We start from the raw sequence: 24,167 nt of genomic DNA, 5'->3' as shown, positions 1-24,167 counted from the left end.
TGTGCGATGCGGTTTCACCTCACGCACCGACGGTTTCGTCAGCCGGCGCTTCCTGCGCGGCAATCTCGTCCTCGGTGATCCAGCCGGCCTTGAGGCGGGCAGCCAGAACCATCTGCTCGGCATCGGCGCGCGTAACGCCGTGATTGGCGAGCACACCGGGATAGACCTTGGTCTCGCCGTCCTTGCGTTCCTTCCAGCCGGTCAGATCGTCGGCGGCATAGCCGGCGAAATCCTCGATCGTCTTCACGCCGTCCTCCCCAAGCGTCACCATCATGGCGGTGGTGATGCCGGGGATTTCGCGCAGTTCGTCCGCGACGCCCAGCGCCTTGCGCTTGTCGTCGTGCTCGGCCTCGATCTTCTCCAGATACTCGCGGGCGCGGGTCTGGATTTCCGAGGCAGTGTCCTCGTCGAAACCGTCGATGGAGGCGATCTCGCCGGAATCGACGTAAGCCACTTCCTCGACGCTGGTAAAACCTTCGGAAGCAAGCACCTGGCCGACCATCTCGTCGACGTCGAGGGCTTCCATGAACAGCGCCGAACGCTCGACGAATTCCTTCTGGCGGCGCTCGCTCTCTTCCTGCTCGGTCAAGATGTCGATGTCCCAGCCGGTGAGCTGCGAGGCAAGACGGACGTTCTGGCCGCGGCGGCCGATGGCCAGCGACAGCTGATCGTCAGGAACCACGACCTCGATGCGCTCCGCATCCTCGTCGAGCACCACCTTGGCGACTTCGGCCGGCTGCAGCGCGTTGACGATGAAGGAAGCGGCCGAGGGCGACCACGGAATGATGTCGATCTTCTCGCCCTGCAACTCGCCGACCACCGCCTGGACGCGGCTGCCGCGCATACCGACGCAGGCGCCGACCGGATCGATGGACGAGTCGCGCGAGATGACGGCGATCTTGGCGCGCGAGCCCGGATCGCGGGCGACCGACTTGATCTCGATGATGCCGTCGTAGATTTCCGGCACCTCCATGGTGAAGAGCTTGGCCATGAACTGCGGATGGGTGCGCGACAGGAAAATCTGCGGACCGCGCTGCTCGCGGCGCACGTCGTAGACATAGGCGCGGACGCGGTCGCCATATTTGTAGTTCTCGCGCGGAATCAGCTCGTCGCGGCGGATGATCGCCTCGCCGCGGCCGAGATCGACGATGACGTTGCCGTATTCGACGCGCTTGACGGTGCCGTTGACGATCTCGCCGATGCGGTCCTTGTATTCGTCATACTGACGGTCGCGCTCGGCCTCGCGCACCTTCTGGACGATGACCTGCTTGGCCGACTGGGCGGCGATGCGGCCGAAATCCATCGGCGGCAGCTGTTCGGCGATGAAATCGCCAAGCTGGGCGTCGGGGTTGCGTTCGCGCGCCGAGGAAATGGCGATCTGCGTGGCGTAGTCGTCGACCTTCTCGACCACTTCCATCAGCCGCTGCAGCTTCATCTCGCCGGTGTTGGCGTTGATGTCGGCGCGGATGTTGGTTTCCTGGCCATAGCGCGAACGCGCCGCCTTCTGGATAGCATCGGCCATGGCGGCGATGACGATCGACTTGTCGATCGACTTTTCACGCGCGACCGCGTCGGCGATCTGCAGCAGTTCGAGTCTGTTGGCGCTTACAACCATTGTCTTTCTCCCGAGCGTGTTGCCGGAGCTCTCGCCCGGCAGCTCAATCAACTTTCCTGTTCGGTTCCGTCTTCGGCGTCCAGTTCAGCACCCTCTGGCGCATCTTCTGGTTCGCCGCGGCGCTTCTTTGCTTCCTTGCGCGCCCTGTTGTCCTTCGACAGGGCATCGCGGATGAGATCGTCGGTCAGCACCAACCGGGCGTCGGCGATCGCATCGTAAGGCACGCGCACCGTCGGCTCCTCGCCATAGGCCGCCTTGTCGCGCGCGATCAGCACGCCATCCGCGTCGCTTTCGGCGATCTTGCCCTTGAAGCGCTTGCGTTCGGCGACGAGGACCGAGGTCTCCATCTTGATCAGATGGCCGGTCCATGTCGCGAAGTCCGACTTGCGCACCAGCGGCCGGTCGATGCCCGGCGACGACACTTCGAGATGATACGCCTTTTCGATCGGATCATCGACATCGAGCGCCGGCGACACGGCCCGGCTGACCTCTTCGCAATCCTCGACGGTCATGGTGCCGTCCTCGCGCTCGGCCATGATCTGCAGCGTGAGCCCGTTCTGGCCCGACAGATGCACCCGCACCAGGCGAAAGCCGATCCCGCGCAGCACTGGCTGCACGATCAGCGCGATGCGCGCATCGATACCGCTTTCGCGGATGATGCGGTCGTCGCTTTCGCTTGCCGTTGCAGTCATTCGATCCCTGTCGTTCGATTGGTGGCTGACCGGCAGGTAATAAAAAAGAGCGGGACCGGGTGGACCCACTCTTCGTCATACCGACCAAGAATTTGAGGCTGATATAGACGATACCGGCCGGCGTTTCAAGTCCGCCGTACCGACAGTCCGCCGTACCGGACGGGCAAAGGCCAGGGCAGCGGCAACAGCGTTGCATCAGGTGCATGGTGCCTATGCGTTAATCCACCTGTGTTTGCCGGCATCGCGCGCCTATCTATGTTGCGTTGCACAAATATGACCGGCGCGCGGTGGCGCGCGAAAGGATATGACCATGAGCAATCGCCTGATGTTTTCCGCCATCGGCGGCTTCTTTACCGCGTTTGGCAGTGCTGCGGCCGCCTCGCATGCCGTGCAGGCCGGCCGCAAGCCCCGTGACCGGGATCTGCGCAATCTGGGTATCAATCCGGCCGCCTTCGACAGGATCGGCCGCTTCTAAGAAAACTCCGGGCGTCTGGCGCGGGGGCGTTGAACCTCCCCGCAAACGCGCCTTTGCGCAGCTATTTCCTGATAAAGGTAAGATAGGCCGGGCGCCGGCCTTCGCGGATGGCCTTCGCCTCGTAGCGCGTGCCCGGCCAGCCCTCATAGGGCCGATGCCAGTCTGCGGCTTCCTGCGCCTGCCAGGCGAACGCGCCATGCGCCCGGCAGTTGAGCAGCGTCCAATTGACATAGCTGTCGATGTCGGAAGCAAAGCGGAATTTTCCGCCGGATTTCAGCACCCGGGCAAAACGGTCGAGATTTAACGGACCGACGAACCGCCGCTTCCAGTGCTTTTTCTTCGGCCAGGGGTCGGGGTAGAGCAGATCGATGCCGTCGAGCGAGGCTTGCGGCAGCCAATCGAGCAGGCGCGTGGCGTCATCGTCATGGACGCGCAGATTGGCAAGCGGCTTTTCGTTCACCGCCTTCATCAGCTTGGCCATGCCGTTGACGAACGGCTCGACGCCAATGAAGCCGGTCGCCGGGGCCTCCGTGGCGCGGTGCAGCAGGTGTTCGCCGCCGCCGAAGCCGATTTCGAGCCGAACCGCAGAGACATCCGCCTTGAACAGCTCGCGCAATTCGGCAGGCGATTCGGCCAGGTCGAGACCATAGATCCCGAGACCGCTTTCCAGCGCCGCCGCCTGCTGCGGACGAATGGTCTTGCCGTGCCGGCGACCGAAAAAACATTCGGTCGCGCGGCTCGGCCTGTCTTTCGGATCCATGGACGGGTCCCGCGCCGCCGTCAGGCGGCGACCGCGTCCTTGAGCGCCTTGGCAAGATCGGTCTTCTCCCAGGAGAAGGAACCGTCGCGACCTGCCTTGCGGCCGAAATGGCCATAGGACGAGGTCTTGGCGTAGATCGGCTTGTTGAGGTCGAGGTGACGGCGGATGCCGGACGGCGACAGGTCCATCACGGTGCGCAGTGCGTCTTCGAGCCTGGCCTCTTCGACCTTGCCGGTGCCGTGCAGGTCGACATAGACCGACAGCGGCTGGGCGACGCCGATGGCGTAGGACAGTTGGATGGTGCAACGGTCGGCGAGCTTGGCCGCCACCACATTCTTGGCAAGGTAGCGCGCCGCGTAGGCGGCGGAGCGGTCGACCTTGGTCGTGTCCTTGCCGGAGAAGGCGCCGCCGCCATGCGGTGCGGCACCGCCATAGGTGTCGACGATGATCTTGCGGCCGGTCAGGCCGGCGTCGCCGTCCGGTCCGCCGATGACGAACTTGCCGGTCGGATTGATGTACCAGTTGCAGTCGTCGGCGATCCTGAGATCGCCCAGCGCCTCGCGGATATAGGGTTCGACGACCTTGCGGACCTTCTTCGAATCCCAGCTCGAATCGAGGTGCTGGGTCGACAGCACGATCTGCGTCGCCTCGGCGGCCTTGCCGTCGACATAGCGCACGGTGACCTGGCTCTTGGCGTCCGGCCCGAGCTTGCCCGCATCGCCGCTGCCTTCATGGCGCGCGGCGGCCAGCAGTTCGAGAATCTTGTGGCTGTAGTAGATCGGCGCCGGCATCAGGTCCGGCGTCTCGCGGCAGGCATAGCCGAACATGATGCCCTGGTCGCCGGCACCTTCCTCGCCCTGCCGGTCGGCGGCGTTGTCGACGCCCTGGCCGATGTCCGGCGACTGGCCGTGCAGCAGAACCTCGATCTTTGCCGTTTTCCAGTGGAAGCCGGCCTGCTCGTAGCCGATCTCGCGGATCGCCTTGCGGGCCACCGATTTGAACTTTGCCGGATTGACGACCGGATGACCGGCGCCATCCATCAGGATGTTGCCGGCCTTGTCCTTTTTCAGCAGCGTCTCGGGAACCCGGACCTCACCGGCGATGATGACGCGATTCGTTGTCGCCAGGGTCTCGCAGGCGACACGGACCTTCCAGGGGTCCATGCCGGTCTTCTTGGCCTCGCGATAGACCAGATCGACGATTTCGTCGGAGATACGGTCGCAAACTTTGTCGGGATGGCCCTCGGCAACGGATTCCGAGGTGAAGAAGTAATTCTGCCGCGTCACGGGTGTCCCCTCTTGAAAAGATCGGCAGGTTGCCGATTTTGGCGCGCCACGTGTTAGCGGTGCCGGGCGCCGCTCGTCAAGCGCTGCCGCGGTTCTGGCATGAAATGTCAGCACAGTTGGCTTGTGCCAGCGACGGCAGGGCGCCGCCGGTGGCACAAGCCTCTGGATCAGTCGGCGTCATCGGTGGAAAGGGATTTCACCAGATCTATGATCCTGCGGCGCACCTTGACGTCGCCAATCTTGACGAAGGCGCGGTTGAGTTGAAGCCCCTCCGGACTGCCGCAGAATTCGACGGCGAAAGCCATCGACGCGTCTTCGGCAAATCCACGATTGCCCACGGCCTCCTGACCCGGGGCATCCTCGAAAAAAAAGGCAACGGGCACGCTGAGAATGGAGGCTATCGCCTGCAAACGGCTGGCGCCCACTCTGTTCGTGCCCTTTTCATACTTTTGGATCTGTTGAAACGTGATGCCGAGATTCTCACCCAGCTTCTCCTGGCTCATTCCAAGCATATTGCGCCGGAGCCTGATGCGACTTCCGACATGGATGTCGATCGGGTTCGGCTTTTTCTTGTTTTCTTCTGTCATTTTCTCCTCGCCGAATTTTTCCGGCTTTTTCTATTTTTTCCTGCCCAAACGAAGCCGGAGCCAACTGCCCCAACAGAACCACCAACCGACTTCGAGAAAATTTTAGGCACTTACAGTATGAGTTTCTAATGTGTCGGCTGTCAATTCACCCGTAGCCGTTGCCTTACATTCAATGTGAACCCTCCCAGGGCGAACAGGAATATGACCAGCAATCCGTTAATTCGCCGCTGGGCGGCGGAAATGAGGGCGCGCCCAGATATCGGCACCCGCACATCAATGGCTCCACGCACGTCGACGGCGAGCGCGTCGACGATGCGTCCGCGCGGGTCGACAACGGCGGAAATGCCATTGTTAGCGGCGCGCAACAAAGGCAAACCATTCTCCACGGCCCGGATCTGAGCCTGCCTGAAGTGCTGGTACGGACCCGGTGTATCCCCGAACCAAGCGTCGTTCGTAACGTTCACAATAAGCTCGGATGACGTTGCGTCAACTGCAACCAGATCGGGAAAGATAACTTCATAGCAAATGAACGGAAGCGCTCGCACACCGTCCGGCAGCGTGATCGGATGCCGTTCGTTGCCGGCCGCGAAATTCATCGGCCCGGCGACGAGTTGTTCGATGCCGAAGCGGCCGAGCAGGCCGGCGAAGGGCAGGTATTCGCCGAAAGGCACCAGGTGGACCTTGTCAACGGCGTCGGTGATCTCGCCCTTGTCGTTGATCGCCACCACGGAATTGTAATAGCGGCTGCCGGCACCGGCCGCCGAGCCGCCCTCCTCGCGAACGACGCCGGCGATCAGCATCTGGCCTTCGCCCAGCATGTCGCCCAGCGCGGTCAGTGCGTCCGGGCGCTCGGTGAACAGGAACGGCACCGAGGTCTCCGGCCACAGGATCAGCTGCGGCTTGGCGTGGCCGGGCTCCGGCTCCTTCGCCGACAGGCCGAGCAAAGTGGCGAAGATGCGGTCGCGCACCGAGGCGTCCCACTTTTCGCTGAGATCGACGTCCGGCTGAACGATGCGGACATCGATCGAGCGGGTTGCCGGCTCGACCGGCATGGCAAGCCTGACATAGCCGAAGCCGACATGGGCGGCGACAAGCAGGACAAGCAGCCCAAAGCCCAGGCGAAGGTGCCGCCGACCCGCAACGAGCGCGGGCAGCGAAAAGATGAAGACCGCCAGCGCGTTCATGCCGATCATGCCGGTCACCGACACGCTCTGCATCAAGAGCGGCACCGGCATTGCCGCGTAGCCGACGGCATTCCAGGGAAAACCGGTAAACAGGAAATCGCGCAGCCATTCCGCCAGGCCGAAACCGAAGGCGAGTGCGGCAATGCGGCCGATGTCGTTGCTCCACAGGAGCCGCGCGACGACCGTGGCGAAGCCGTAGAAGAAGGCGAGCGCAAAGGGGATTCCGACCACCGCGAAGGGCAGAGCCCAGGCGAAACTGTCGGCCTCGACCAGCAGTGCCTGGCCGATCCACCACAGGCCGGCAAGAAAATAGCCGAAGCCGAACCACCAGCCGATGGCGAATGCGGGCTTGAGCCGCCTCAGCCAACCGTCGGAGGCCTCGCCGGTCGAACCGTCAAGGAGCCAGACCAGGAGCGGGAAGGAGACGAAGCAGACGGCGAAGAAATCATAGGGCGCCTGGGCGAGAACCGCCAACGCTCCGGCGAGAAACGCCACCAGCGCACGACGCCAACCCCAAAGCAGTATTATCCGGCCGGCCAGGCGCTGCATACACACTTCCAGTCGCGCGAATCACGACAGCAGATTTATCAGATTTATCGGAACGGGGCTTGCGCCGAGAAACCCGGACCGGCCAATCACCGTGCTATCGGTGCCAGCCTTCGATCTTCAGCTCGCCGAGCCGCTCAGCCTCTTCACGTGGTACGGCGCGTATGGTCTGGGTGAATGTCCAGACATGGCCTTCGGGATCGCGCGCCCGGTAAAGCCGTTCGCCATAAAACTGGTCGGCGGGCTCCTGGGTGATGTCGGCGCCGGCCGCCCTCGCCTGCTCGCAATGCGCATCCAGGCCGGCAGCGAGGCGGATGTAGATCGCCTGCGTGTTCCGGCCGCCGACGGAGGCCGGGCTGGCAATATGGTCGGCCCATTCGGAATCGACGATGATGTAGCCATCGCCGAAGCGCATCTCGGAATGGACGAGCCTGCCTTCAGAGTCGCTGACGACCATGCTCGGCTCGAAGCCGAAGGCCTTTTCGAGCCATTTCAATGCGGCCCGCGGGTCCTTGTAGAATACGCCGGAGCCTATGGTCGAGTGCTTGAACGGGTCGTCGACCGACATCGGTCGGCGCTTAGGCCTGTTCGGCGCGGGCGGCGCGGCGCCGGCGCTCGCCCTTCTGGCTCTGCACGATGCGCACGCGCTTGACGCGGCGCGGATCGGCGTCGAGCACGTGGAACTCGAAGCCGGGTATGGCCTGCACCACTTCGCCACGGGCCGGCACCCTGCCAAGCGTGTTGAAAATCATACCGCCGATCGTGTCGACATATTCGCCATGCTCGCCGGCGGCGAAATCCTCGCCGATCATCTTGGCGACCTCGTCGATCTCGGCCTTGCCGTCGACGATGAACACGCCCTCACCGGTCTGGGTGATCATCGGCTCGTCGTCGTCATGCTCATCCTCGATGTCGCCAACGACCATCTCGACGATGTCTTCCAGCGAGGCGAGGCCGTCGGTGCCGCCATATTCATCGATGACCAGCGCCATCTGGGTGCGTGTCGTCTGCATCCGGCCCATCAGGTCGGAGGCAAGCATGGACGGCGGAACGAACAGCACCGGGCGGATCAGGTTGAGATCGCCGATGGTGCGGGCGAGATCGACCTGGGCGAGATCAAGCAGCGTCGTCGCCGGCGCCTTCCGGCTGGTCCGGCCCTTCTTGACGCGGGCAACCTTGGTGATGTGGGCCAGCACGTCGCGGATGTGGACCATGCCGCGCGGATCGTCGAGCGTCTCGGAATAGACAGGCATGCGCGAATGGCCGGACTGTTCGAACAGGCCGAGAAGATCGCCCAGCGTCGTGGTGATCTCGACCGCCTCGATGTCGGCGCGCGGCACCATGACGTCCTCGACGCGCACCTCGCGCAGGCGCAGGATGTTGTTGAGCATCGCCCGCTCGCCGGGCGAGAAGGCACCGGCATCGCTGGTCGTTTCGGCAAGCGCGCCGGCGATTTCCTCGCGCAGGCTGGTGCCGTTGCGCTGCCTGAACAGGCCAAGCACGCGATCGAACAGGGAAGGACCGGCAGGCGATGGCTCGCTGGCGATGCTGCCGGTCGTGGTACTCGGACTCGAGCCCTCTTCCGTCGTTTCGGAAGGCTTGGTCGCACTGCCGGCGTCGGGGCGGGCGGCAGTCTCTGGTTTGTCGTTCATCGTCGTCCGGTCAATTGATCTTTTTAGTTACGCGTAGGGATCGGGAATGGCAAGCCTCGCAAGCGCTGAGCGCTCGATCGCTTCCATCTCCTCGGCCTCGGCGTCGGTCTCGTGATCGTAGCCCAAAAGGTGCAGCAGGCCGTGGATGACGAGATGGGTGATATGGTTCTCGAGCGGCTTGTCTTCCAGACCCGCTTCCTTAGTGACCGTCTCGGCGGCCAGCACGATGTCGCCCAGCATCGGCGGCAGCGGACCGCCTTTCGGAAACGGAAAAGCCGGGAAAGACAAGACGTTGGTCGGCTTGTCCTTGCCGCGCCAGCCGGCGTTAAGGGTGCGGATATGAGCGTCATCGGAAAAGACGATGCTGAGTTCGGAACGGCCGTCGGTGCTGGTTTCGGCAAAGGCGGCCGACACGGCGCGGTCGACCAGGCCTGCCAATGCCGCCTCATCGGGCCAGTCGCCCGACTCGATCGAAATATCGATGTCGACGGGAACCGAAAGATCCCCGCCGCCAGGTTTTATGTCTTCAGGCATGAGCCCGCATCGTCACATCAGTTCTCGGTGCCCAGGCCGCGCGCCAGCTTGGCGTCGCGGTCATAGGCCCTGACGATTTCCGCCACGAGCGGATGGCGAACCACATCGCCGTCGCCGAAGCGCACGGTCACCGCGCCCGCCACGCCATCGAGGACACGCAGCGCTTCGACCAAGCCCGATTTGGTGTTCGAGGGAAGGTCGATCTGCGTCGGATCGCCGGTGACGATCATGCGCGAGTTCTCACCGAGACGGGTGAGGAACATCTTCATCTGCATCGGCGTGGTGTTCTGCGCCTCGTCGAGGATGACGGCGGCATGTGCCAGCGTGCGGCCGCGCATGAAGGCCAGCGGCGCGATCTCGATCACTTCGGCGGCAATCGCGCGCTCGACCTTGTCGGCCGGCATCATGTCGTAGAGCGCGTCATAGAGCGGCCGCAGATACGGATCGACCTTTTCCTTCATGTCGCCGGGCAGGAAGCCCAGTCGCTCGCCGGCCTCGACGGCGGGTCGCGAGAGGATGATGCGCTCGACCATGCCGCGTTCGAGCAGCATCGCGGCATGCGCCACCGCCAGATAGGTCTTGCCGGTACCGGCCGGGCCGATGCCGAAGACAAGCTCGGACCGCTCCAGCGCCCGCATATAGGCGTCTTGGTTGAGCGAGCGGGCATAGATGGTCTTCTTGCGCGTCGATATCTGGGCGGCGGACATCTTGCCCTTGCGCTCCAGCGTCGGCAGCGTCAGTTGGTCGTCGGCGGCGATCGCCATGCGCACGGCGCCGTCGACGTCGGACTGGCCGATATCGGCGCCTTTCTGGAGAATGCCGTAGAGATTGTCCAAGGCGCGGCGCGCCTGCTCGGCGGCCGAGGCCGAGCCTTTTATGGTCAGCTGGTTGCCGCGCGAGCGGATATCGACGCCGAGCTTCTGCTCGAGTCTCGCCAAGTTCTCGTCGAACTGGCCGTACAGGGCGCTGGCAAGCTTGTTGTTGTCGAAGGTCAGAACGATGTGCGCCATGTCAGAGGCCCCAGATGCCTGGCTCGGGGGCAGATTCTTCAGTTCAGCAGCGCTCAACCGTCTCTCCTCATCTGCCGAGGCCGTCAGGCCAATTCGGCGAACAGGCTATTGTAGCCCGTCCTTGTGATTCGCACTTGGATAATGTCACCGATTTCGCCGGCCTTTTCATCAACAATAACCGGCTGCAGCCATGGCGAGCGGCCGACCTTCTGGCCGGCCTGGCGGCCCGGCTTCTCGATCAGCGTGTCGATGGTCCTGCCGACCAGGCTCATGCCGAAGTCCTGCTGCTGCTTCACGAGCAGGGCCTGCAGGCGCTGCAGGCGTTCGTCCTTGACGGCTTCCGGCACGTGATCGGCCATTTCGGCGCCCGGCGTGCCGGGACGCGGCGAATATTTGAACGAGAAGGCCGAGGCGTAGTTGACCTGGTGCACGAGTTCCATCGTCGCCTCGAAATCCGCTTCGCTCTCGCCGGGAAAGCCGACGATGAAGTCGCCGGACAGCGCAATGTCCCCGCGCGCCGCGCGGATACGCTCGATCAGCGCCAGATAATCGCTTGCGGTATGCCTGCGGTTCATCGTCTTGAGGATACGGTCCGAGCCTGACTGCACCGGCAGATGCAGATAAGGCATCAGCGCCGGCAAGTCGCGGTGGGCAGCGATCAATTCGTCGTCCATATCGCGCGGATGGCTGGTGGTGTAGCGCAGCCGCGCCAGGCCGGGGATTTCGGCCAGCCGAAACAGCAGGCGGCCAAGGCCCCATTCGGCGCCGTCCTCGCCCAGGCCGTGCCAGGCATTGACGTTCTGGCCGAGCAGCGTCACCTCGCGCACGCCGGCCTCGGCCAGGCGCTCGGCCTCGGCGACGATCTGTGCCACCGGCCGCGACACTTCGGAACCGCGCGTATAGGGCACGACGCAGAAGGTGCAGAACTTGTCGCAGCCCTCCTGCACGGTGAGGAAGGCGGTGACGCCGCGCTTGATCACTTCGGCGCGCTTCGGCTGCGGCAGATGCTCGAACTTGTCCTCGACGGCGTATTCGGTCTCGACGATCTTTTCACCGCCGCGCACCCTGGCCAGCACGTCGGGCAGCCGGTGGTAGGTCTGCGGGCCGATGACCAGATCGACGGCGGGCGAGCGACGGATGATTTCGGCACCTTCGGCCTGCGCCACGCAGCCGGCGACGCCGATCAGCAGTTCGCGACCGGCTGCGGCGCGCTCGGCCTTCATGTCGCGGATGCGGCCAAGCTCGGAATAGACCTTTTCCGCCGCCTTTTCCCGGATGTGGCAGGTGTTGAGCAGGACCAGATCGGCGTCGTCGACAGCATTGGTGGCGACGTAGCCGTCAGCGACCAGCGCATCGGTCATGCGCTGCGAATCGTAGACGTTCATCTGGCAGCCATAGGTCTTGACAAAGACTTTTTTCGCCGTGCCAGCGGGTGCAGGTGCGCTGTCAGCCGCAGGGCCGATATCGTCGCGCTCTATCGTGTTCAAGTCCATCCGGCGGCTTCTAACGCCTTTCCGTGACAAAAAACAGACGATTCTGGCCTAGCGATTTCAGCCTACCGGCTCGGGCGCGGATCGGCGAGCGCGGCCTGCACCATTTCGCGCACCCTGGCTTCCATCAGCCTCGCCGTCTCCTTGCGGTTCGATCCCTTGGAGAATGCGAAGGGCTCGCCGAAATGCACCTCGACGTCCAGCGCGCCCTCGGCCAGCAGCACCTTGAGATGCGGCATCAGGTCCTCGTCGCCGATCCAGGCGGCGATTGGCCGGTGTCGGCGGCCGAGCGGCACGCCGTGCAGGCGGGTGTAGACGATCGCCACCGGCTGGATGAACACCTCGGCGGCGGCGCCTTCCGCAATCGCCATCGAGGCAGCGCCGAACAGCGTGCTCTTGAACGGCAACACCAGATTGCCGTCACCTGTCGAGCCCTCGGCGAACAGCACCATGGCATCCCCCTTGGCCATGCGGCTGGCAATCTCGCTTGCCTGGTCGCCCGACGTGCGCTTGCGCTCGCGCTCGATGAAGACGGTGCGCTGCAGTTTGGACAGCATGCCGATCAGCGGCCAGCCTTCCATATCGGCGCGGGCGATGAAACTCACGTCGACCATGGAGCCGAGCACCATGATGTCGGTCCAGGAGATGTGGTTGGACGCAACCAGCAGCGGGCGTTGGCTGGAGAGCGTTCCCTTGACGTGAATGCGCAATCCCAGCGCCCTGGCGATCATCCTGTGCCAGATTTTCAGGATGAACGTCTCCGGCCAGAGCCCGGTCTTCATCGACAGTATCTGCAGAGGCGCGAAGATCAGCGTGCCGGTGGCGACGAGGGCCAGCGCCATGAAAATCCTGAATTTCTTGATCATTCGCTGGCCCTGCCGTTACAGCGCCGCGCGTCCTTTTGGACGCGCAAAGGACGCTGTAACACTTTTATTTTGGCGCATGATCCTTTCCGAAAAATCGGATCCGATTTTCGGGGTCATGCGGCGTCTGGCTAGCGAAGGTCGCGGCGCATGACAAGCGCGCCGGTCGGGCCGTGCTCCGGCGATCTGTAGTAGTTGGCGCGCTTGCCGACTTCGCGGAAGCCGAGCCGCCGGTATAGGGCGATGGCCGCGACGTTGGTCTCGTCGACCTCGAGGAAGAGTGCCTCGGCGCGCTGCGCGTGCAATTCGCGCAGCACCGCATCCATCAACTGCCAGCCAAGGCCCTGGCGGCGGTGGGAGCGGGCGACGGCAACGGTCAAGATCTCGCCTTCGCCGGCCGCCAGCCGCGCCAGCACGAAGCCGACCGGCGGTTTGGAGCCCTGTCCGGTCTCGCGCGCGGCATAGCCGAACACCGTGTCCTGCTCGAGCAGCGAGGCAAACTCGCCGTCGGTCCAGGGTCGGACAAAATCCTCCTGGTGCAGCACTGAGACCGCCGGGCTATCGGCGACCGTCAGCGGTTCGAGCGCATAGTCCCTGCGGCGCGGCTGAAAGAAAGGAATGCGCATCAGGACTTGTTTCCTCCTGGACCATGATCTTCTCCAAAAACAGGATCCCACTTTTTGGGATCATGGTCCTGTCTCGGTAGAATGAAGCCTGCCTGCGGCTTGGCGTCGGCCCCGCGCAGGTAAAGCGGTTTCGGCTTTTCGCCTGCACCCTTGATGGCGGCCAGCCTCGCATAGACGGCGATGTCGGCGGTGGCCACGGTCGAGCCGATGTCGAAGGTGCGGCCGGCCGACGCCGCGATTTGCGGTGCTGCTGTGCCGGCGAGCACCACGGACATGTCCGCCGCCATGGCGGCGGCCTGAGAAAACGTCGTCACCGCCGGTCCGTAAGTCAAAACTGACGCCTTATCGTACAGAGCGGCGTGGATCTCGTCGCGTCCGGCATCGAGCGCGGCCAGCACCGGCCGACCCGGAAACATGGTCGCCGCCTCCGCCGCCAGTGCTTCCAGCGTCGTTACGCCGATTGCCGGGATTTTCAGCGCCAGCGCCAGGCCGCGCGCCGCCGACACGCCGACACGCAATCCGGTGAAGGATCCCGGACCGATGGAGACGGCAACGGCGCCAAGGCCGGGATAGTCGGTCGCCGCGGCCTTCAGCGCCGCATCGATGACCGCCATCAAGTGCTCGGCATGGCCCTTGCCGAGATCGAGCACGTGGCGGCCAAGCTCGCTGCCGGCCGCCGCGTCATAGACGCAGGCGGCGCAGAGACTGGCGGCACAGTCGATGGCAAGCAACTTCATAGTCTCTGGTCAACGCCCAGGGTTGAAAAACAATCCCCTGTGCCCGCCATGGCCCGCCGCCGCAAGGGGGACGGTGCACAATTGTTAAGCGGCTTCGCTTCGGCCAGGGTCCAGATCCGTCGGCCTTCGGGCCGCCGCCTATGCCACCTGCTCGATGCGCAGCATGTGATTGTCCCAGACATAGTCAGGCTCGGAGCGCGTCGCACCATTGCCCTCGACGATCTCGCCAGCGCCCGTCGTCGCCATGAAGCCCGGGCCATCCGGCGCCAGGCCGCAGACCTCGACCAGCGCTCTGGTGGCGACGATGCGGCCGCCGGCGGCGTCGATGACGGCCAGCGAATTGCCTTCCGGCGAGGAGACGGCGACCGTGCCCGCGGCAGGGTTGGCGGCGACCGAGCCGATATAGTTCCTGAAGCCTGACAGCACGTCCTGTGGCATGTCAAGCAGTTGCAGATCCTTGCCGCGCGCAGCGCGCCCAAGCAGCAGCGGACGGTCGGTGCTCGGCCCCCGGTACTGGCAGCCGAACCACACCGTGCCGGACGGATCGGCATCCATGTGGCGGATCGACAGCCGGTGCAGTGCTGCCGGCAGTTCGTGCTTTTCGATGAGGTCGCCGGTGATGCGGTCGACCAGCACATAGGACGGCTTCATCGTCGCGATGTTGAGCTCAGCGCGGCCGTAATCCGGATGCGTCTCGATGCCGCCATTGGCGATCGCGATTGTCCTGCCGTCGCCCAGCAGCAAGAGTTCGTGCGGACCCATGCCATAGGTCGGGAACTCGCCGACGCGGCTGAATTTTGAGCGCGTGTCATAGACGCCGACGACGCCGGCAGCGTTGTCGAAGTCATTTTCGGTGGCGTAAAGCAGCGCGCCGTCGGCCGAGAACACGCCATGACCGAAAAAGTGGCGGCCGGTGATGCTGGCGATGGTCAGCGGCTTGTCGCGGCCTTTATGGTCGAAGACCACGGCGAAAGTACCGGGCTGCCTAGCGAAGACTACGGAGCGTTTCGACACCGGATCGAAAGTGACGTCATGGCCACGGTCGGGCAGGTCGATCGCATGCAGCACCTTGCCGGCCTCGGACAGTACCGCGGCGCCGTAGCTGCCGTCGCGCTTAACGAAGGCGGTAGCAAAGACCGCGTCGGCGTCAAGTGTGTTTGCCCAGGCCTGAGGCGCCATCGTGGCGATGAAGCCCGCGCCGGCGGCTTTGAGGAAATCGCGGCGGTCGATCAGCGGCGTGCGCATGATCAATCTCCGTTCGAGCATGATCTTGTCCAAAAAGTCTGCAACTTTTCTGGGATCATGCTCAGTCTCCATCCAGCGAGGAAAAGCCGGCGGTCAGGCCGAATTCGGCGGTCAGCTTAGTGCCGATCAGGGTCGTCAGGCTGGAGGTGATCAGCGCGAAATGGTCGAGTTTTTCGCGCTGCGCCGGATCGGCGAGCGCCTTGTCGATCGGACCCTGGACGGACTTCGCGGTGGCGACACCGTTGACCAGCTGGATATGGATCGACTCGGCCATCCAGCGTGCGTCCTTCGGCAGTGCGTCGCCAAGTTGCGAGGCCCGAAACAGCGTATCCATGCCGGTGAGGTTTCCAGCCAGCGACGTGGCGGTGTTTTGCGAGCGCCAATAGATCGCCTGTTTCGGCTTGTCACCTTCCGGCTTGCCGCCCAGGAAGCCTTTCAGACGGACGTCTCGGACCATTTCCAGCTCGTTGATGAAGACGCCCACCAGTTCGGTCACTGCTTCGGTGCCGTCGCGGTAGAGCGGGTTCTGAGGTCCCGGATTGGCCCAGAGTGCGGCAAATCCGTCAGGCTTCTTCCAGGCCTCATCGACGTCGGCGGCCATCGTTTCGATGTTGCCGGCGACTGCCGCGCCATAGGCGCAGCGGTAGGGATCGTCCTTGCCGGCGAGAGGTTCGGCGCCGTCGCCATAAAGCACGAATTCCAGTGCGCCGAGCCCCTGCATGGCGACGCTCTTGCCAGCCAGTTGCGCCGGATCGGTGGCGGTCGGGTCCTTGCCGGCCAATGCCGCCTGCACCTGCTTCAGGCCGATGCTCTTGCGGTCCGGCCAGTAGAGCATGCGCTCCAGCCGGTTGTTCTCCTTGATCGGCCCGAAGCCGATGATCTCGGCCTCCGACCAGGCCTCGACCGTTGCCGAATATTCGGCACGCGCCGCATCGAGAGCACTTTGCGAAGGTGCATCGCACAGATTGCGCATCGATTTGGTCAAGGCTTCAGCGTGCCGATGCAGACTGGCATAGGCAGGGCGGACAAAGCCGTCGATCGCGCGCTGGATGACGTCGGTAGCCTTCACCTCCGCCGGGGAAACACCAAGCATGGCCAGCGGAAGAACGAGAGCGGGCAAAAAACGCTTGAGCATCAGAGTGACTCCAGGAACTTGACCAGCGCATCGCGGTCGGCCGCTTTGGCGGCGGCAAAGCGGTCGCGCGCCTTCCTGCCCTCGCCGCCATGCCAGAGGATCGCCTCGGCGAGCGTGCGCGCGCGCCCGTCATGCAGGAAAAAGCTGTTGCCGTTGACCGTCTCGGTCAGGCCTATGCCCCACAGTGGCGGGGTGCGCCATTCGCTGCCCGTCGCCTCGCCCACGGCCTGCCCGTCGGACAGATCAGGCCCCATGTCGTGCAGCAGGAAGTCGGAATACGGCCAGATCAGTTGGAAGGCCTGCGCCTTGTTCGGCGTGCCGCGAAGGCTGACGAATTTCGGCGTGTGGCAGGAAATGCAGCCCATCTCATAGAACTGCTTCTTGCCGGCCAGCACGTTGGGCGCGTCGAGATCGCGCCGTGCCGGCACGGCAAGGTTTTGCGAATAGAAGGTGACGAGGTCCATTACCGGCGGCGGCGCCTCGACCGGGCCGAGGCGCTGTTGCACACCGTTCGGCATGTCGAGACATGCCTTTTCGGCGGCGGTGCAGTCGCCTTCGCTTATCGGCATCTCGGGCGTCGAGATGCCAATGTCGCCGGAGAAAGCGTCCGCCGCCTGCTCGCGGATCGACGCGGTCTGTGCCTTCCAGCCGAAGCGGCCGAGCGTCAGTTCGCCGCTCAGGCCGTCGCGCACGATGTTCGGCTTGCCTGAAATCCCGTCACTGTTCCGGTCGTCCGGATCGGCATGGGCAAGGATGTCGGCCGGCGCGATCTGTTCGATCAGGCCAAGGCCGATCATTGGCGGCGTCAAACGCGGCGACAGCGTGGTGTGCGGGTCGAGCGGCCCGTAAGCCAGGCCATCGACCGAATAGCTGGGCTTGCGCAGCGAAACGACGCTGCCGTCGCCGAGCGTCACCTTCTGTTCTTGATACGCGACATGCATCCTGCCTTCGCCGCGCAGACCGGGAACGGCGAGGTCTTGGAGTTGCGAACCGTAGACCGGGTCGGGAAAATTGAGCACCTTGTGGTCGGCGATCTCAGCCTTTTCTTCCGCGGTGCTGGCGTCGCGCGCCAGCCGCAGGAACATCGAGGTGGTGCCGCCGTCACCTTCCGGCGGGTGGCCGCGGCCGTCCTTCAAATGGCAATTCTGGCAGGCGCGCTCGTTGAACAGCGGGCCAAGCCCGTCCGAAGCTTGGGTCGAGGATGGCGACGACACCCAGTTCTTGCGGAAAAGGGCATTGCCGAGCTTGAAGGTGCCTTCTTCCTCGAAGGTGATGTTGGCGGAGAATTGCGAGAAGGCGTCGCGGTTGGCGTCCTTGCGCGACGTACCGGCGCCGCCCTGCATCAGCTCGAACGGCTCGGGCTTGGAAAAATCCGACGTCGGCCGGGTGACGGCAATGACGCGAGCCTGATCCTTCGGCGTCAGATCGGTGCGGCTGGTGGCGAGGCCCCCCGGTTCCGGCGCGCCGGCCAGGGCCGAAGCCGAAAGTGTCAGCACAACTGCAAGCGAAGCCCCGCGAAACACCTGGTATCGCGGGGTCTTCTGGAGCGACGGGCCATGATCTTGGGCCCGCCGCAAGCGGCGCAAGACTTCTACGGGGCGCCGCATTCCCGCATGTCCTTAGTCCGCCTCGTCGGCCGATGCGGCGTTGAGCTGGCCGTATTTTTCCTCGCCGATCGAGGCAAGCAGGTCGAGCTGCGTCTCGAGGAAGTCGATGTGACCTTCCTCGTCGGACAGCAATTCCTCGAACAGTTTCATCGACACGTAGTCGCCTGCTTCTTCGCAAATCTCGCGCGAGCGCTTGTAGGCGGTGCGCGCGTCATACTCGCCGGCAAGATCGGACTCGAGCACTTCCTTGACGTTCTGGCCGATGCGCAGCGGCGCCACGGACTGCAGGTTCGGATGCCCTTCGAGGAAGATGATGCGGGCCACGAGCTTGTCGGCATGGTGCATCTCCTCGATCGATTCTGCGCGTTCCTTCTTTGCCAGCTTGGCGTATCCCCAGTCTTCGAGCAGCCGGAAATGCACCCAATATTGATTGACGGCGCCAAGCTCAAGAAACAGAGCCTCGTTAAGCCGCTCGATGATCTGCTTTTCGCCTTTCATGGGTTCTGCTCCCGTATTGGACGCGCAGGCCTCTGACGCGATCCAGGTGTGAAACGATGTCCACGCCGCTCGCCTCCGAGCGGGCATGGTAGTTCTCGGTTACCCGAATGATCGTTTCCACCACATTTGGGAAGCAGCCGCAACAGCGACCGCGTTTGTGCATGGCATGATAGACCTTTGCCGGCACGATAAGCTGCCAGGGATCCTGGTCCAGCAACTCGACGATCGACTGCTCAATCTCCCTCTCTGTGATGATGTTGCAATGGCAGATCAGCATTCATTTGCCCTGGCTGACGGCGTTCCTCCACGCCGTTTGGCTGGTACTTTTAGTTGAGCATGACCTTGTCCGAACCGCAGGTCAGCGAAGCAAAAACCGGCTTTCCACTTTTCGCTTACGCGGACCTCCGGTTCGGGGTCATGCTTGGGTCCTACTGGAACACCTTGTCCGGCGCGTCGAGGCTGTCGGAACCCTCGAAGGCGATGGTGTTGAGCTTCAGCGAGCCGACGGCGCGTTCGATCGACTTGGTCTGGTCGATCAGCGCGTCGATCGCCGCCTGCACCGTGGCGTTGCCTTCGGTGTTGCCTTCGGCGATCTGCTGGTCATACGCCTCGCCGGCCAGCGCACGCGCCTTGATGGTCTCCATCTTGGCGACGGAGACATCCAGCTTGTCCGACAGTTCCTTATCGATCGCCGGATCGGCCGCCTTGACCATGTCGTGCACCGAAGGCCCCTGAACGACGGTACCGTCGAGGCGCGTGTAGCTGGCAAGATAGGCAGCGCGGATGCCGATGGCGTCGTAGAGATGCGAGTTGTAGGTGTTGTCGGAGAAGCAGTCGTGCTCCTCTTCCGGATCGTGCAGCAGCAGGCCGAGCTTCATGCGCTCGCCGGCCAGTTCGCCATAGGACAGCGAGCCCATGCCGGTGAAGATCGCGGTGATGGCGGTGTTCGGCTCGCCGTCAATGAGGCTCTTGCGGGCGGCGCCGTCTTCCTTCCAGTCGTTGACCATATCCTGCAGGGCGGAAACCAGGAGGTCGCTGGCCGACTTCAGGTATTCGGCGCGGCGGTCGCAATTGCCGCCGGTGCAGTTGGCGAGGTCGTAGTCTGTGTAGGGCCGCTCGCCGGCGCCCGGACCGGTGCCGTGCAGATCCTGACCCCAGAGCAGGAATTCGATGGCGTGATAGCCGGTCGCAACATTGGCCTCGACCCCGCCGGCCTCCTGCAGCGTGCCGGAGAGGAATTCCGGCGACAGCTTCGAGGCGTCGACCTTCTTGCCATTGATCTCGATCTCCTTGTTGGCGATCACAATGGCGGTGTAGAGCGAATTGGTGTCGGACTCGGTGCCGTAGCTCTTGGCGACATAGTCGATCAGGCCTTCGTCCAGCGGCCAGGAGTTGACCTTGCCTTCCCAGTCGTCGACGATCTTGTTGCCGAAACGGTAGACCTCGGTCTGCTGGTAGGGAACGCGCGATGCCTTCCAGGCCTCGCGGGCGGCATTCAGCGTATCCACCGAAGGCTTGGCGAGCAGCGCGTCGACAGCCTTGTCGAGCGCCTGCGCGGTGGTTAGCGAATCCTCATATTTGGCGAGCGCGATGTCGGCATAGGTCTTGATGACCGCCTTGGCATCGGTTTCCGCCTTGGCCGGCAGCACGAACACCGCCGCCGTCAATAGAGCCGTAGCGCCGATCGCAGCCAGCCTGCCGCCATATCGTGCTGTCATCATCGTTCTCCAGTTCATTGGGAATTCAGGAAAAGGCGTGCGTGCCGACCGGTGCCAGGGCATAGCCATGCCGTATGACACAAGAGACGCCGCGCCATTGCGCGGTTCGCGGAAGAAAGACACCGAAATGCCTCCAATCGAAAGGGTTCAAGGCCCAGACATCAAAGGGATGCGCTGACGCGCGAGCCTCCATAAAGCGGCGAAGGGGCCGGAAGTCAACTGGCACGCATCAGAAAATTCAATTGAAACAACAGTTTAGAATTATTCTAAACTGCGACTGTCAACTTTAAGCCTTGTGCCCCTAGAACACAGCGATTGACAGGCGACCATTCCCGGTGCGACCCGGATCGGGGCTCTTGCGACGGCGGCGGACAATCGCCACCTGGCGTAACAGCCTAGATTTGAAATGAAAAAGCAGGATTGCGATGAAGAACGGGGTGGTCATTGTCGGTGCGGGTCACGCTGGCGTGCAGGCGGCGGCGAGCCTGCGTGAAGAAGGTTACGACGGCCCCGTCATCCTGATCGGCGACGAAAATGAGCTGCCCTACCACAAGCCACCGCTGTCGAAGACCTTCATCAAGGACCAGGAGGCCAAGCCGCAGCCGCTGCGCGGCGAGGCCTTTTACACCGGCAGCACCATCGACTACAGGCCGGGCATCCGGATCGACGCTATCAATGCCAACGCCCGTAGGCTGGAGATATCAGGCGGCGGCACGCTCGGCTTCGACCGGCTGATCCTGGCGACCGGCTCGCGGCCGCGCATTCTCAAGTTGCCGGGTTCGGAGCTTGCCGGGGTACTGTCGCTGCGCTCGATCGCCGACGCCCGCCTGATCCGCGAATTGAGTTCGCAAAGCGAGGACGTCGTCATCCTCGGCGGCGGCTTCATCGGGCTGGAGATCGCGGCGACGCTGAGAGCGGCCGGCCGCAAGGTGACGGTGGTCGAAGCCGTCGAACGGCTGCTTGGCCGGGCGGTGGCGCCGGTCATTGCCAGCCATGTCCGGCAGCGGCTGGAAGCGATGGGCGTGCGCATCCTCACCGGCACCACCATCGATCGGCTCGAAGGTGAAGACGGCCATGTGTCGGGCGCTATCACCTCCAGCGGCGAGCAACTGCCGGCGCAGATGGTCATCATCGGCATCGGCGTGGTGCCGAATGTCGAGCTAGCCGAGGCCGCCGGCATCGCCATCGCCAACGGTATCCGCGTCGACCCGCAGATGCGCACGTCGCTGCCCGAGATTCTCGCGATCGGCGACGCCGCGTCCTACCGCCATTGGTTCACTAACGCCGACGTGCGGCTGGAATCGGTGCAGAACGCCACCGACCAGGCGCGGCTTGCCGCGCGCACCATCGTCGGCCATGCCGAAACCTATTCGGCCGTGCCGTGGTTCTGGTCGGATATCGGCGACATGAAACTGCAGATGGTCGGCCTGACATCGGGCGGCGACAGCCATGTCGTGCTGGGCGACATCAACGAGAACAAGTTCTCGATCTACCACTACGCGGCAAACCGGCTGCTCGGCATCGAATCGGTCAACCGTCCGGGTGACCACATGCTCGGCCGCAAAATGCTCGGCGCCGGCTTCTCGCCAACGCCGCAGACGGTTGCGACTGGGCCCGATGGATTGAAGGCGGCGCTTGCCGCCTTCCAGGACGAACCTGCCCGAGTGGCTGGTTAAGCGGCGCGAGCCTCGCGGATCGAGCTTTCCAGAATGTCGAGCGCCTCATTCATGACGCCATCCTGGATGGTGATCGGCGCCAGGAAGCGGATGACATTGCCGTAGACGCCGCAGGTAAGCAGGATCAGGCCTTTGTCGAGCGCCTTCAGCCGTACCGCATTGGCGATCTCGGCCGACGGCAGGCCTTTCTTCACATCGTTGAACTCGACCGCGTTCATGAAGCCCGGGCCCCTGATATCGACGATCTCGGGCACGTCGTCGCGGATCGACTGCAGCCGTTGCTTCAGGCGGGCGCCCAGCGCATTGGCGCGGTCGCAGAGCTTTTCCTCCTCGATCACGTCGAGCACGGCGTGTGCCGCGGCGACGCCGATCGGGCTGCCACCATAGGTGCCGCCGAGACCGCCGGGGTTCGGCGCGTCCATGAGTTCGGCGCGGCCGGTGACCGCCGCCAGCGGGAAGCCGCCGGCAAGGCTCTTGGCCATGGTGGTGATGTCGGCGGCGACTTCGTGATGATCCATGGCGAACATCTTGCCGGTGCGGGCAAAGCCGGTCTGCACCTCGTCGGCGATCAGGAGCATGCCGTGCTGGTCGCAGATCTTGCGCAGCGCCGCCATGAAATCGCGTGGCGCTTCGTAGAAACCGCCCTCGCCCTGCACGGGCTCGAGGATGATCGCCGCAACGCGGGCCGGGTCGACATCAGCCTTGAACAGCCGGTCGAGCGCCGCCAGCGAATCGGCGACCGAAACGCCGTGCAGCGCCACCGGGAACGGCGCATGGAAGACGTCGGCCGGCATGGCGCCGAAGCCGACCTTGTAGGGCACAACCTTGCCGGTCAGCGCCATGCCCATGAAGGTGCGGCCATGGAAGCCGCCGGAAAAGGCGATGACGGCGGGACGGCCGGTGGCGTTGCGGGCGATCTTGATGGCGTTCTCGACCGCCTCGGCGCCGGTGGTGACGAAGATCGTCTTCTTGTCGAACTTGCCGGGCAGCATGCCGTTCAGCCGCTCGGCCAGCCGCACATAGCTCTCATAAGGCACGACCTGGTGGCAGGTGTGGGTGAACCGGTCGAGTTGCGCCTTGACCGCCTCGATCACCTTGGGATGGCGATGGCCGGTGTTGACGACGGCGATGCCCGACGAGAAGTCGATGTAGCGGCGACCTTCGACGTCCCAGATCTCGGAATTCTCGGCGCGGTCGGCGTAGATCTGCGTCGTCATGCCGACGCCGCGCGAAATCGACTGGTTCTTGCGCTCGGAAATGGCTGAATTCTTCATTTCATCCCTCATCGGGCCGACGCCCGTTCTCGTTGATGGCTGTTCCAGACCTCTTCTGACCTTATTTCACGTTTTCCTCAAGTCGGCAGCATTGCCAGGCGATTGGGCCTGCCGCCGCGCCCCGGAGCCTGTGCCGGCCTGCCCTTAACCAACCGATACGCGTACGAAGAGGTTCCCTTTTTCGGGGATCGACTATCCTCGCAATCGCCTGTGACAACTCGTCGTCAAGAGCGCCCCGGGCTGGTGAGGGACCCATGAGCAGGAACGCGACATCCTCCGCCCCGCAGCCGTCCTCCCCCCGCCTTTTGTCATTCCCGACCACTCGCGCCATTCTCGTTTTTGCAGTGCTGCCGCTGCTTCTGACCGGCTGCCAGAAGCAGGAGGCGGCCGACAAGAAGCTGCCGGTCATGGTGCGCACCGAGACAGTGGCGATGGCCGACTATGCGCCGAGGACCTCGCTCACCGGCGTGATCGCCGCGCGCACGCTGAACAATTTGTCGTTCCGTGTCGGCGGCCGCGTCGCCGAACGGCTTGTCGATGTCGGCCAGCACGTCGATCGGGGTGCCGTGCTTGCCCGCATCGATCCGCAGGAACAGGAATCCGACCGGCGCTCGGCGCAGGCCGATCTCGACGCTGCGCAGGCGCAATTGACCCAGGCCGCGGCCGCCTTCGAGCGGCAGAAGACGCTGCTCGCACAGGGCTTCACCACAAGGCGAGAGTACGACCGCGGCCGACCAGGCGTCGAAGGTGGCGCAAGGCAGCCTCGACGCAGCCCAGAGCGCGCTCGCCAACGCCAAGGAGAACCTGTCCTTCACCGAACTCAAGGCGGGTGCGGCCGGTTTGATCACCGCCCGCCAGGTCGAAGCCGGACAGGTGGTGCAGGCGGCGCAGGCCGTCTTCACCATCGCCGAGGATGGCGATCGCGACGCGGTCTTCAACGTGCAGGAGACGCTGGTT

General features: G+C 63.9%; 23 protein-coding genes and 1 pseudogene. 3 read left to right on the top strand and 21 right to left on the bottom strand.

All coding sequences use genetic code 11. From position 1 onward, the window contains the following. Positions 1-19: 19 nt before the first annotated feature. Together nusA and rimP are read right to left on the bottom strand one after the other, a co-directional pair. Positions 20-1,615, bottom strand: a complete 1,596-nt coding sequence (gene nusA, locus ACSQ3Z_RS07585; RefSeq protein ID WP_436170696.1) for a transcription termination factor NusA — start codon at positions 1,613-1,615, stop codon at positions 20-22. A gap of 47 nt (positions 1,616-1,662) precedes the next feature. Continuing rightward, the gene (gene rimP / locus ACSQ3Z_RS07580) at positions 1,663-2,307 is read right to left on the bottom strand and encodes a ribosome maturation factor RimP (protein ID WP_436170695.1); all 645 of its coding nucleotides are present in this window, start codon (positions 2,305-2,307) and stop codon (positions 1,663-1,665) included. 310 nt (positions 2,308-2,617) lie between these two features. On the opposite strand from rimP, the gene ACSQ3Z_RS07575 reads away from it, so the two are divergent. Next, a complete protein-coding gene (locus ACSQ3Z_RS07575; RefSeq protein WP_120015150.1) occupies positions 2,618-2,782 on the top strand; it encodes a hypothetical protein in 165 nt (54 codons plus the stop codon). Positions 2,783-2,843: 61 nt separating this feature from the next. Here ACSQ3Z_RS07575 and trmB read toward each other — a convergent pair whose 3' ends face one another. The 18 genes from trmB to ACSQ3Z_RS07485 form a co-directional block, all read right to left on the bottom strand. Further along, on the bottom strand, positions 2,844-3,542 hold the full coding sequence (gene trmB, locus ACSQ3Z_RS07570; RefSeq protein WP_436170694.1) for a tRNA (guanine(46)-N(7))-methyltransferase TrmB: 699 nt from the start codon (positions 3,540-3,542) through the stop codon (positions 2,844-2,846). Between the two features lie 20 nt (positions 3,543-3,562). After that, the gene (gene metK / locus ACSQ3Z_RS07565; RefSeq protein WP_436170693.1) at positions 3,563-4,828 is read right to left on the bottom strand and encodes a methionine adenosyltransferase; all 1,266 of its coding nucleotides are present in this window, start codon (positions 4,826-4,828) and stop codon (positions 3,563-3,565) included. Between the two features lie 167 nt (positions 4,829-4,995). Next, positions 4,996-5,415, bottom strand: a complete 420-nt coding sequence (locus ACSQ3Z_RS07560; RefSeq protein WP_006202918.1) for a helix-turn-helix domain-containing protein — start codon at positions 5,413-5,415, stop codon at positions 4,996-4,998. Between the two features lie 140 nt (positions 5,416-5,555). Then, positions 5,556-7,148: an apolipoprotein N-acyltransferase gene (lnt, locus tag ACSQ3Z_RS07555; protein WP_436170692.1), complete on the bottom strand. Its 1,593-nt coding sequence runs from the start codon at positions 7,146-7,148 to the stop codon at positions 5,556-5,558. 94 nt (positions 7,149-7,242) lie between these two features. Then, on the bottom strand, positions 7,243-7,713 hold the full coding sequence (locus ACSQ3Z_RS07550; protein WP_436170691.1) for a VOC family protein: 471 nt from the start codon (positions 7,711-7,713) through the stop codon (positions 7,243-7,245). A 10-nt stretch (positions 7,714-7,723) separates the two neighbouring features. Continuing rightward, positions 7,724-8,797: a hemolysin family protein gene (locus ACSQ3Z_RS07545; RefSeq protein WP_120015045.1), complete on the bottom strand. Its 1,074-nt coding sequence runs from the start codon at positions 8,795-8,797 to the stop codon at positions 7,724-7,726. A 27-nt stretch (positions 8,798-8,824) separates the two neighbouring features. Continuing rightward, the gene (gene ybeY / locus ACSQ3Z_RS07540; RefSeq protein ID WP_436170690.1) at positions 8,825-9,331 is read right to left on the bottom strand and encodes an rRNA maturation RNase YbeY; all 507 of its coding nucleotides are present in this window, start codon (positions 9,329-9,331) and stop codon (positions 8,825-8,827) included. Positions 9,332-9,348: 17 nt separating this feature from the next. Further along, positions 9,349-10,341, bottom strand: a complete 993-nt coding sequence (locus ACSQ3Z_RS07535) for a PhoH family protein (protein WP_436170689.1) — start codon at positions 10,339-10,341, stop codon at positions 9,349-9,351. 83 nt (positions 10,342-10,424) lie between these two features. Next, positions 10,425-11,834: a tRNA (N6-isopentenyl adenosine(37)-C2)-methylthiotransferase MiaB gene (miaB, locus tag ACSQ3Z_RS07530; protein ID WP_436170688.1), complete on the bottom strand. Its 1,410-nt coding sequence runs from the start codon at positions 11,832-11,834 to the stop codon at positions 10,425-10,427. Between the two features lie 62 nt (positions 11,835-11,896). Beyond that, a complete protein-coding gene (locus ACSQ3Z_RS07525; RefSeq protein ID WP_436170687.1) occupies positions 11,897-12,697 on the bottom strand; it encodes a lysophospholipid acyltransferase family protein in 801 nt (266 codons plus the stop codon). A gap of 128 nt (positions 12,698-12,825) precedes the next feature. After that, the gene (gene rimI, locus ACSQ3Z_RS07520; protein ID WP_436170686.1) at positions 12,826-13,320 is read right to left on the bottom strand and encodes a ribosomal protein S18-alanine N-acetyltransferase; all 495 of its coding nucleotides are present in this window, start codon (positions 13,318-13,320) and stop codon (positions 12,826-12,828) included. Continuing rightward, positions 13,320-14,057 carry a tRNA (adenosine(37)-N6)-threonylcarbamoyltransferase complex dimerization subunit type 1 TsaB gene (gene tsaB, locus ACSQ3Z_RS07515; protein WP_436170685.1) on the bottom strand — a complete coding sequence of 246 codons (738 nt, stop codon included), beginning with the start codon at positions 14,055-14,057 and terminating at the stop codon, positions 13,320-13,322. The genes rimI and tsaB overlap by 1 nt, the downstream gene beginning before the upstream one ends. 138 nt (positions 14,058-14,195) lie before the next feature. Further along, positions 14,196-15,302, bottom strand: coding sequence for a DUF1513 domain-containing protein (locus ACSQ3Z_RS07510; protein ID WP_436171859.1), 1,107 nt, complete (start codon positions 15,300-15,302; stop codon positions 14,196-14,198). Positions 15,303-15,363: 61 nt separating this feature from the next. Further along, complete coding sequence (locus ACSQ3Z_RS07505) at positions 15,364-16,437, bottom strand: imelysin family protein (RefSeq protein ID WP_436170684.1); 1,074 nt, start codon at positions 16,435-16,437, stop codon at positions 15,364-15,366. Continuing rightward, the gene (locus ACSQ3Z_RS07500; protein ID WP_436170683.1) at positions 16,437-18,044 is read right to left on the bottom strand and encodes a di-heme oxidoredictase family protein; all 1,608 of its coding nucleotides are present in this window, start codon (positions 18,042-18,044) and stop codon (positions 16,437-16,439) included. The genes ACSQ3Z_RS07505 and ACSQ3Z_RS07500 overlap by 1 nt, the downstream gene beginning before the upstream one ends. A gap of 12 nt (positions 18,045-18,056) precedes the next feature. Then, complete coding sequence (bfr, locus tag ACSQ3Z_RS07495; protein ID WP_065518165.1) at positions 18,057-18,542, bottom strand: bacterioferritin; 486 nt, start codon at positions 18,540-18,542, stop codon at positions 18,057-18,059. Beyond that, the gene (locus ACSQ3Z_RS07490; protein WP_006201122.1) at positions 18,508-18,819 is read right to left on the bottom strand and encodes a hypothetical protein; all 312 of its coding nucleotides are present in this window, start codon (positions 18,817-18,819) and stop codon (positions 18,508-18,510) included. Before ACSQ3Z_RS07490 ends, bfr begins: the two co-directional genes overlap by 35 nt. 151 nt (positions 18,820-18,970) lie before the next feature. Then, positions 18,971-20,260, bottom strand: coding sequence for an imelysin family protein (locus ACSQ3Z_RS07485; RefSeq protein ID WP_436171858.1), 1,290 nt, complete (start codon positions 20,258-20,260; stop codon positions 18,971-18,973). A 425-nt stretch (positions 20,261-20,685) separates the two neighbouring features. Here ACSQ3Z_RS07485 and ACSQ3Z_RS07480 point away from each other — a divergent pair, with 425 nt between their 5' ends. Next, on the top strand, positions 20,686-21,936 hold the full coding sequence (locus ACSQ3Z_RS07480; protein WP_436170682.1) for an NAD(P)/FAD-dependent oxidoreductase: 1,251 nt from the start codon (positions 20,686-20,688) through the stop codon (positions 21,934-21,936). Here ACSQ3Z_RS07480 and ACSQ3Z_RS07475 read toward each other — a convergent pair. After that, positions 21,933-23,210 (bottom strand): 4-aminobutyrate--2-oxoglutarate transaminase, encoded by a 1,278-nt coding sequence (locus tag ACSQ3Z_RS07475; RefSeq protein WP_436170681.1) that lies wholly within the window; start codon positions 23,208-23,210, stop codon positions 21,933-21,935. The genes ACSQ3Z_RS07480 and ACSQ3Z_RS07475 overlap by 4 nt on opposite strands. Positions 23,211-23,464: 254 nt before the next feature. On the opposite strand from ACSQ3Z_RS07475, the pseudogene ACSQ3Z_RS07470 reads away from it, so the two are divergent. Then, positions 23,465-24,167: pseudogene (locus ACSQ3Z_RS07470) on the top strand (efflux RND transporter periplasmic adaptor subunit); the annotation flags it as partial.

It is taken from the genome of Mesorhizobium sp. LjNodule214 (assembly GCF_964252735.1).
Lineage (GTDB): Bacteria > Pseudomonadota > Alphaproteobacteria > Rhizobiales > Rhizobiaceae > Mesorhizobium.
The sequence above is the reverse complement of the archived record's forward strand: the minus strand, read 5'-3'. Positions and strand labels throughout refer to the sequence as shown.

Bases quoted from the DNA above. Each gene is read 5' to 3' on its own strand.
- ACSQ3Z_RS07525 (WP_436170687.1), bottom strand. From the start codon at position 12,697: ATGATCAAGAAATTCAGGATTTTCATGGCGCTGGCCCTCGTCGCCACC.
- ACSQ3Z_RS07535 (WP_436170689.1), bottom strand. From the start codon at position 10,341: ATGGCGCACATCGTTCTGACCTTCGACAACAACAAGCTTGCCAGCGCC.
- bfr (WP_065518165.1), bottom strand. From the start codon at position 18,542: ATGAAAGGCGAAAAGCAGATCATCGAGCGGCTTAACGAGGCTCTGTTT.
- lnt (WP_436170692.1), bottom strand. From the start codon at position 7,148: ATGCAGCGCCTGGCCGGCCGGATAATACTGCTTTGGGGTTGGCGTCGT.
- ACSQ3Z_RS07500 (WP_436170683.1), bottom strand. From the start codon at position 18,044: ATGCGGCGCCCCGTAGAAGTCTTGCGCCGCTTGCGGCGGGCCCAAGAT.
- ACSQ3Z_RS07560 (WP_006202918.1), bottom strand. From the start codon at position 5,415: ATGACAGAAGAAAACAAGAAAAAGCCGAACCCGATCGACATCCATGTC.
- miaB (WP_436170688.1), bottom strand. From the start codon at position 11,834: ATGGACTTGAACACGATAGAGCGCGACGATATCGGCCCTGCGGCTGAC.
- tsaB (WP_436170685.1), bottom strand. From the start codon at position 14,057: ATGAAGTTGCTTGCCATCGACTGTGCCGCCAGTCTCTGCGCCGCCTGC.
- ACSQ3Z_RS07510 (WP_436171859.1), bottom strand. From the start codon at position 15,302: ATGCGCACGCCGCTGATCGACCGCCGCGATTTCCTCAAAGCCGCCGGC.
- trmB (WP_436170694.1), bottom strand. From the start codon at position 3,542: ATGGATCCGAAAGACAGGCCGAGCCGCGCGACCGAATGTTTTTTCGGT.
- nusA (WP_436170696.1), bottom strand. From the start codon at position 1,615: ATGGTTGTAAGCGCCAACAGACTCGAACTGCTGCAGATCGCCGACGCG.
- ACSQ3Z_RS07545 (WP_120015045.1), bottom strand. From the start codon at position 8,797: ATGAACGACAAACCAGAGACTGCCGCCCGCCCCGACGCCGGCAGTGCG.
- ACSQ3Z_RS07485 (WP_436171858.1), bottom strand. From the start codon at position 20,260: ATGACAGCACGATATGGCGGCAGGCTGGCTGCGATCGGCGCTACGGCT.
- ACSQ3Z_RS07490 (WP_006201122.1), bottom strand. From the start codon at position 18,819: ATGCTGATCTGCCATTGCAACATCATCACAGAGAGGGAGATTGAGCAG.
- ACSQ3Z_RS07575 (WP_120015150.1), top strand. From the start codon at position 2,618: ATGAGCAATCGCCTGATGTTTTCCGCCATCGGCGGCTTCTTTACCGCG.
- ybeY (WP_436170690.1), bottom strand. From the start codon at position 9,331: ATGCCTGAAGACATAAAACCTGGCGGCGGGGATCTTTCGGTTCCCGTC.
- ACSQ3Z_RS07480 (WP_436170682.1), top strand. From the start codon at position 20,686: ATGAAGAACGGGGTGGTCATTGTCGGTGCGGGTCACGCTGGCGTGCAG.
- ACSQ3Z_RS07505 (WP_436170684.1), bottom strand. From the start codon at position 16,437: ATGCTCAAGCGTTTTTTGCCCGCTCTCGTTCTTCCGCTGGCCATGCTT.
- ACSQ3Z_RS07475 (WP_436170681.1), bottom strand. From the start codon at position 23,210: ATGAAGAATTCAGCCATTTCCGAGCGCAAGAACCAGTCGATTTCGCGC.
- rimP (WP_436170695.1), bottom strand. From the start codon at position 2,307: ATGACTGCAACGGCAAGCGAAAGCGACGACCGCATCATCCGCGAAAGC.
- rimI (WP_436170686.1), bottom strand. From the start codon at position 13,320: ATGCGCATTCCTTTCTTTCAGCCGCGCCGCAGGGACTATGCGCTCGAA.
- ACSQ3Z_RS07550 (WP_436170691.1), bottom strand. From the start codon at position 7,713: ATGTCGGTCGACGACCCGTTCAAGCACTCGACCATAGGCTCCGGCGTA.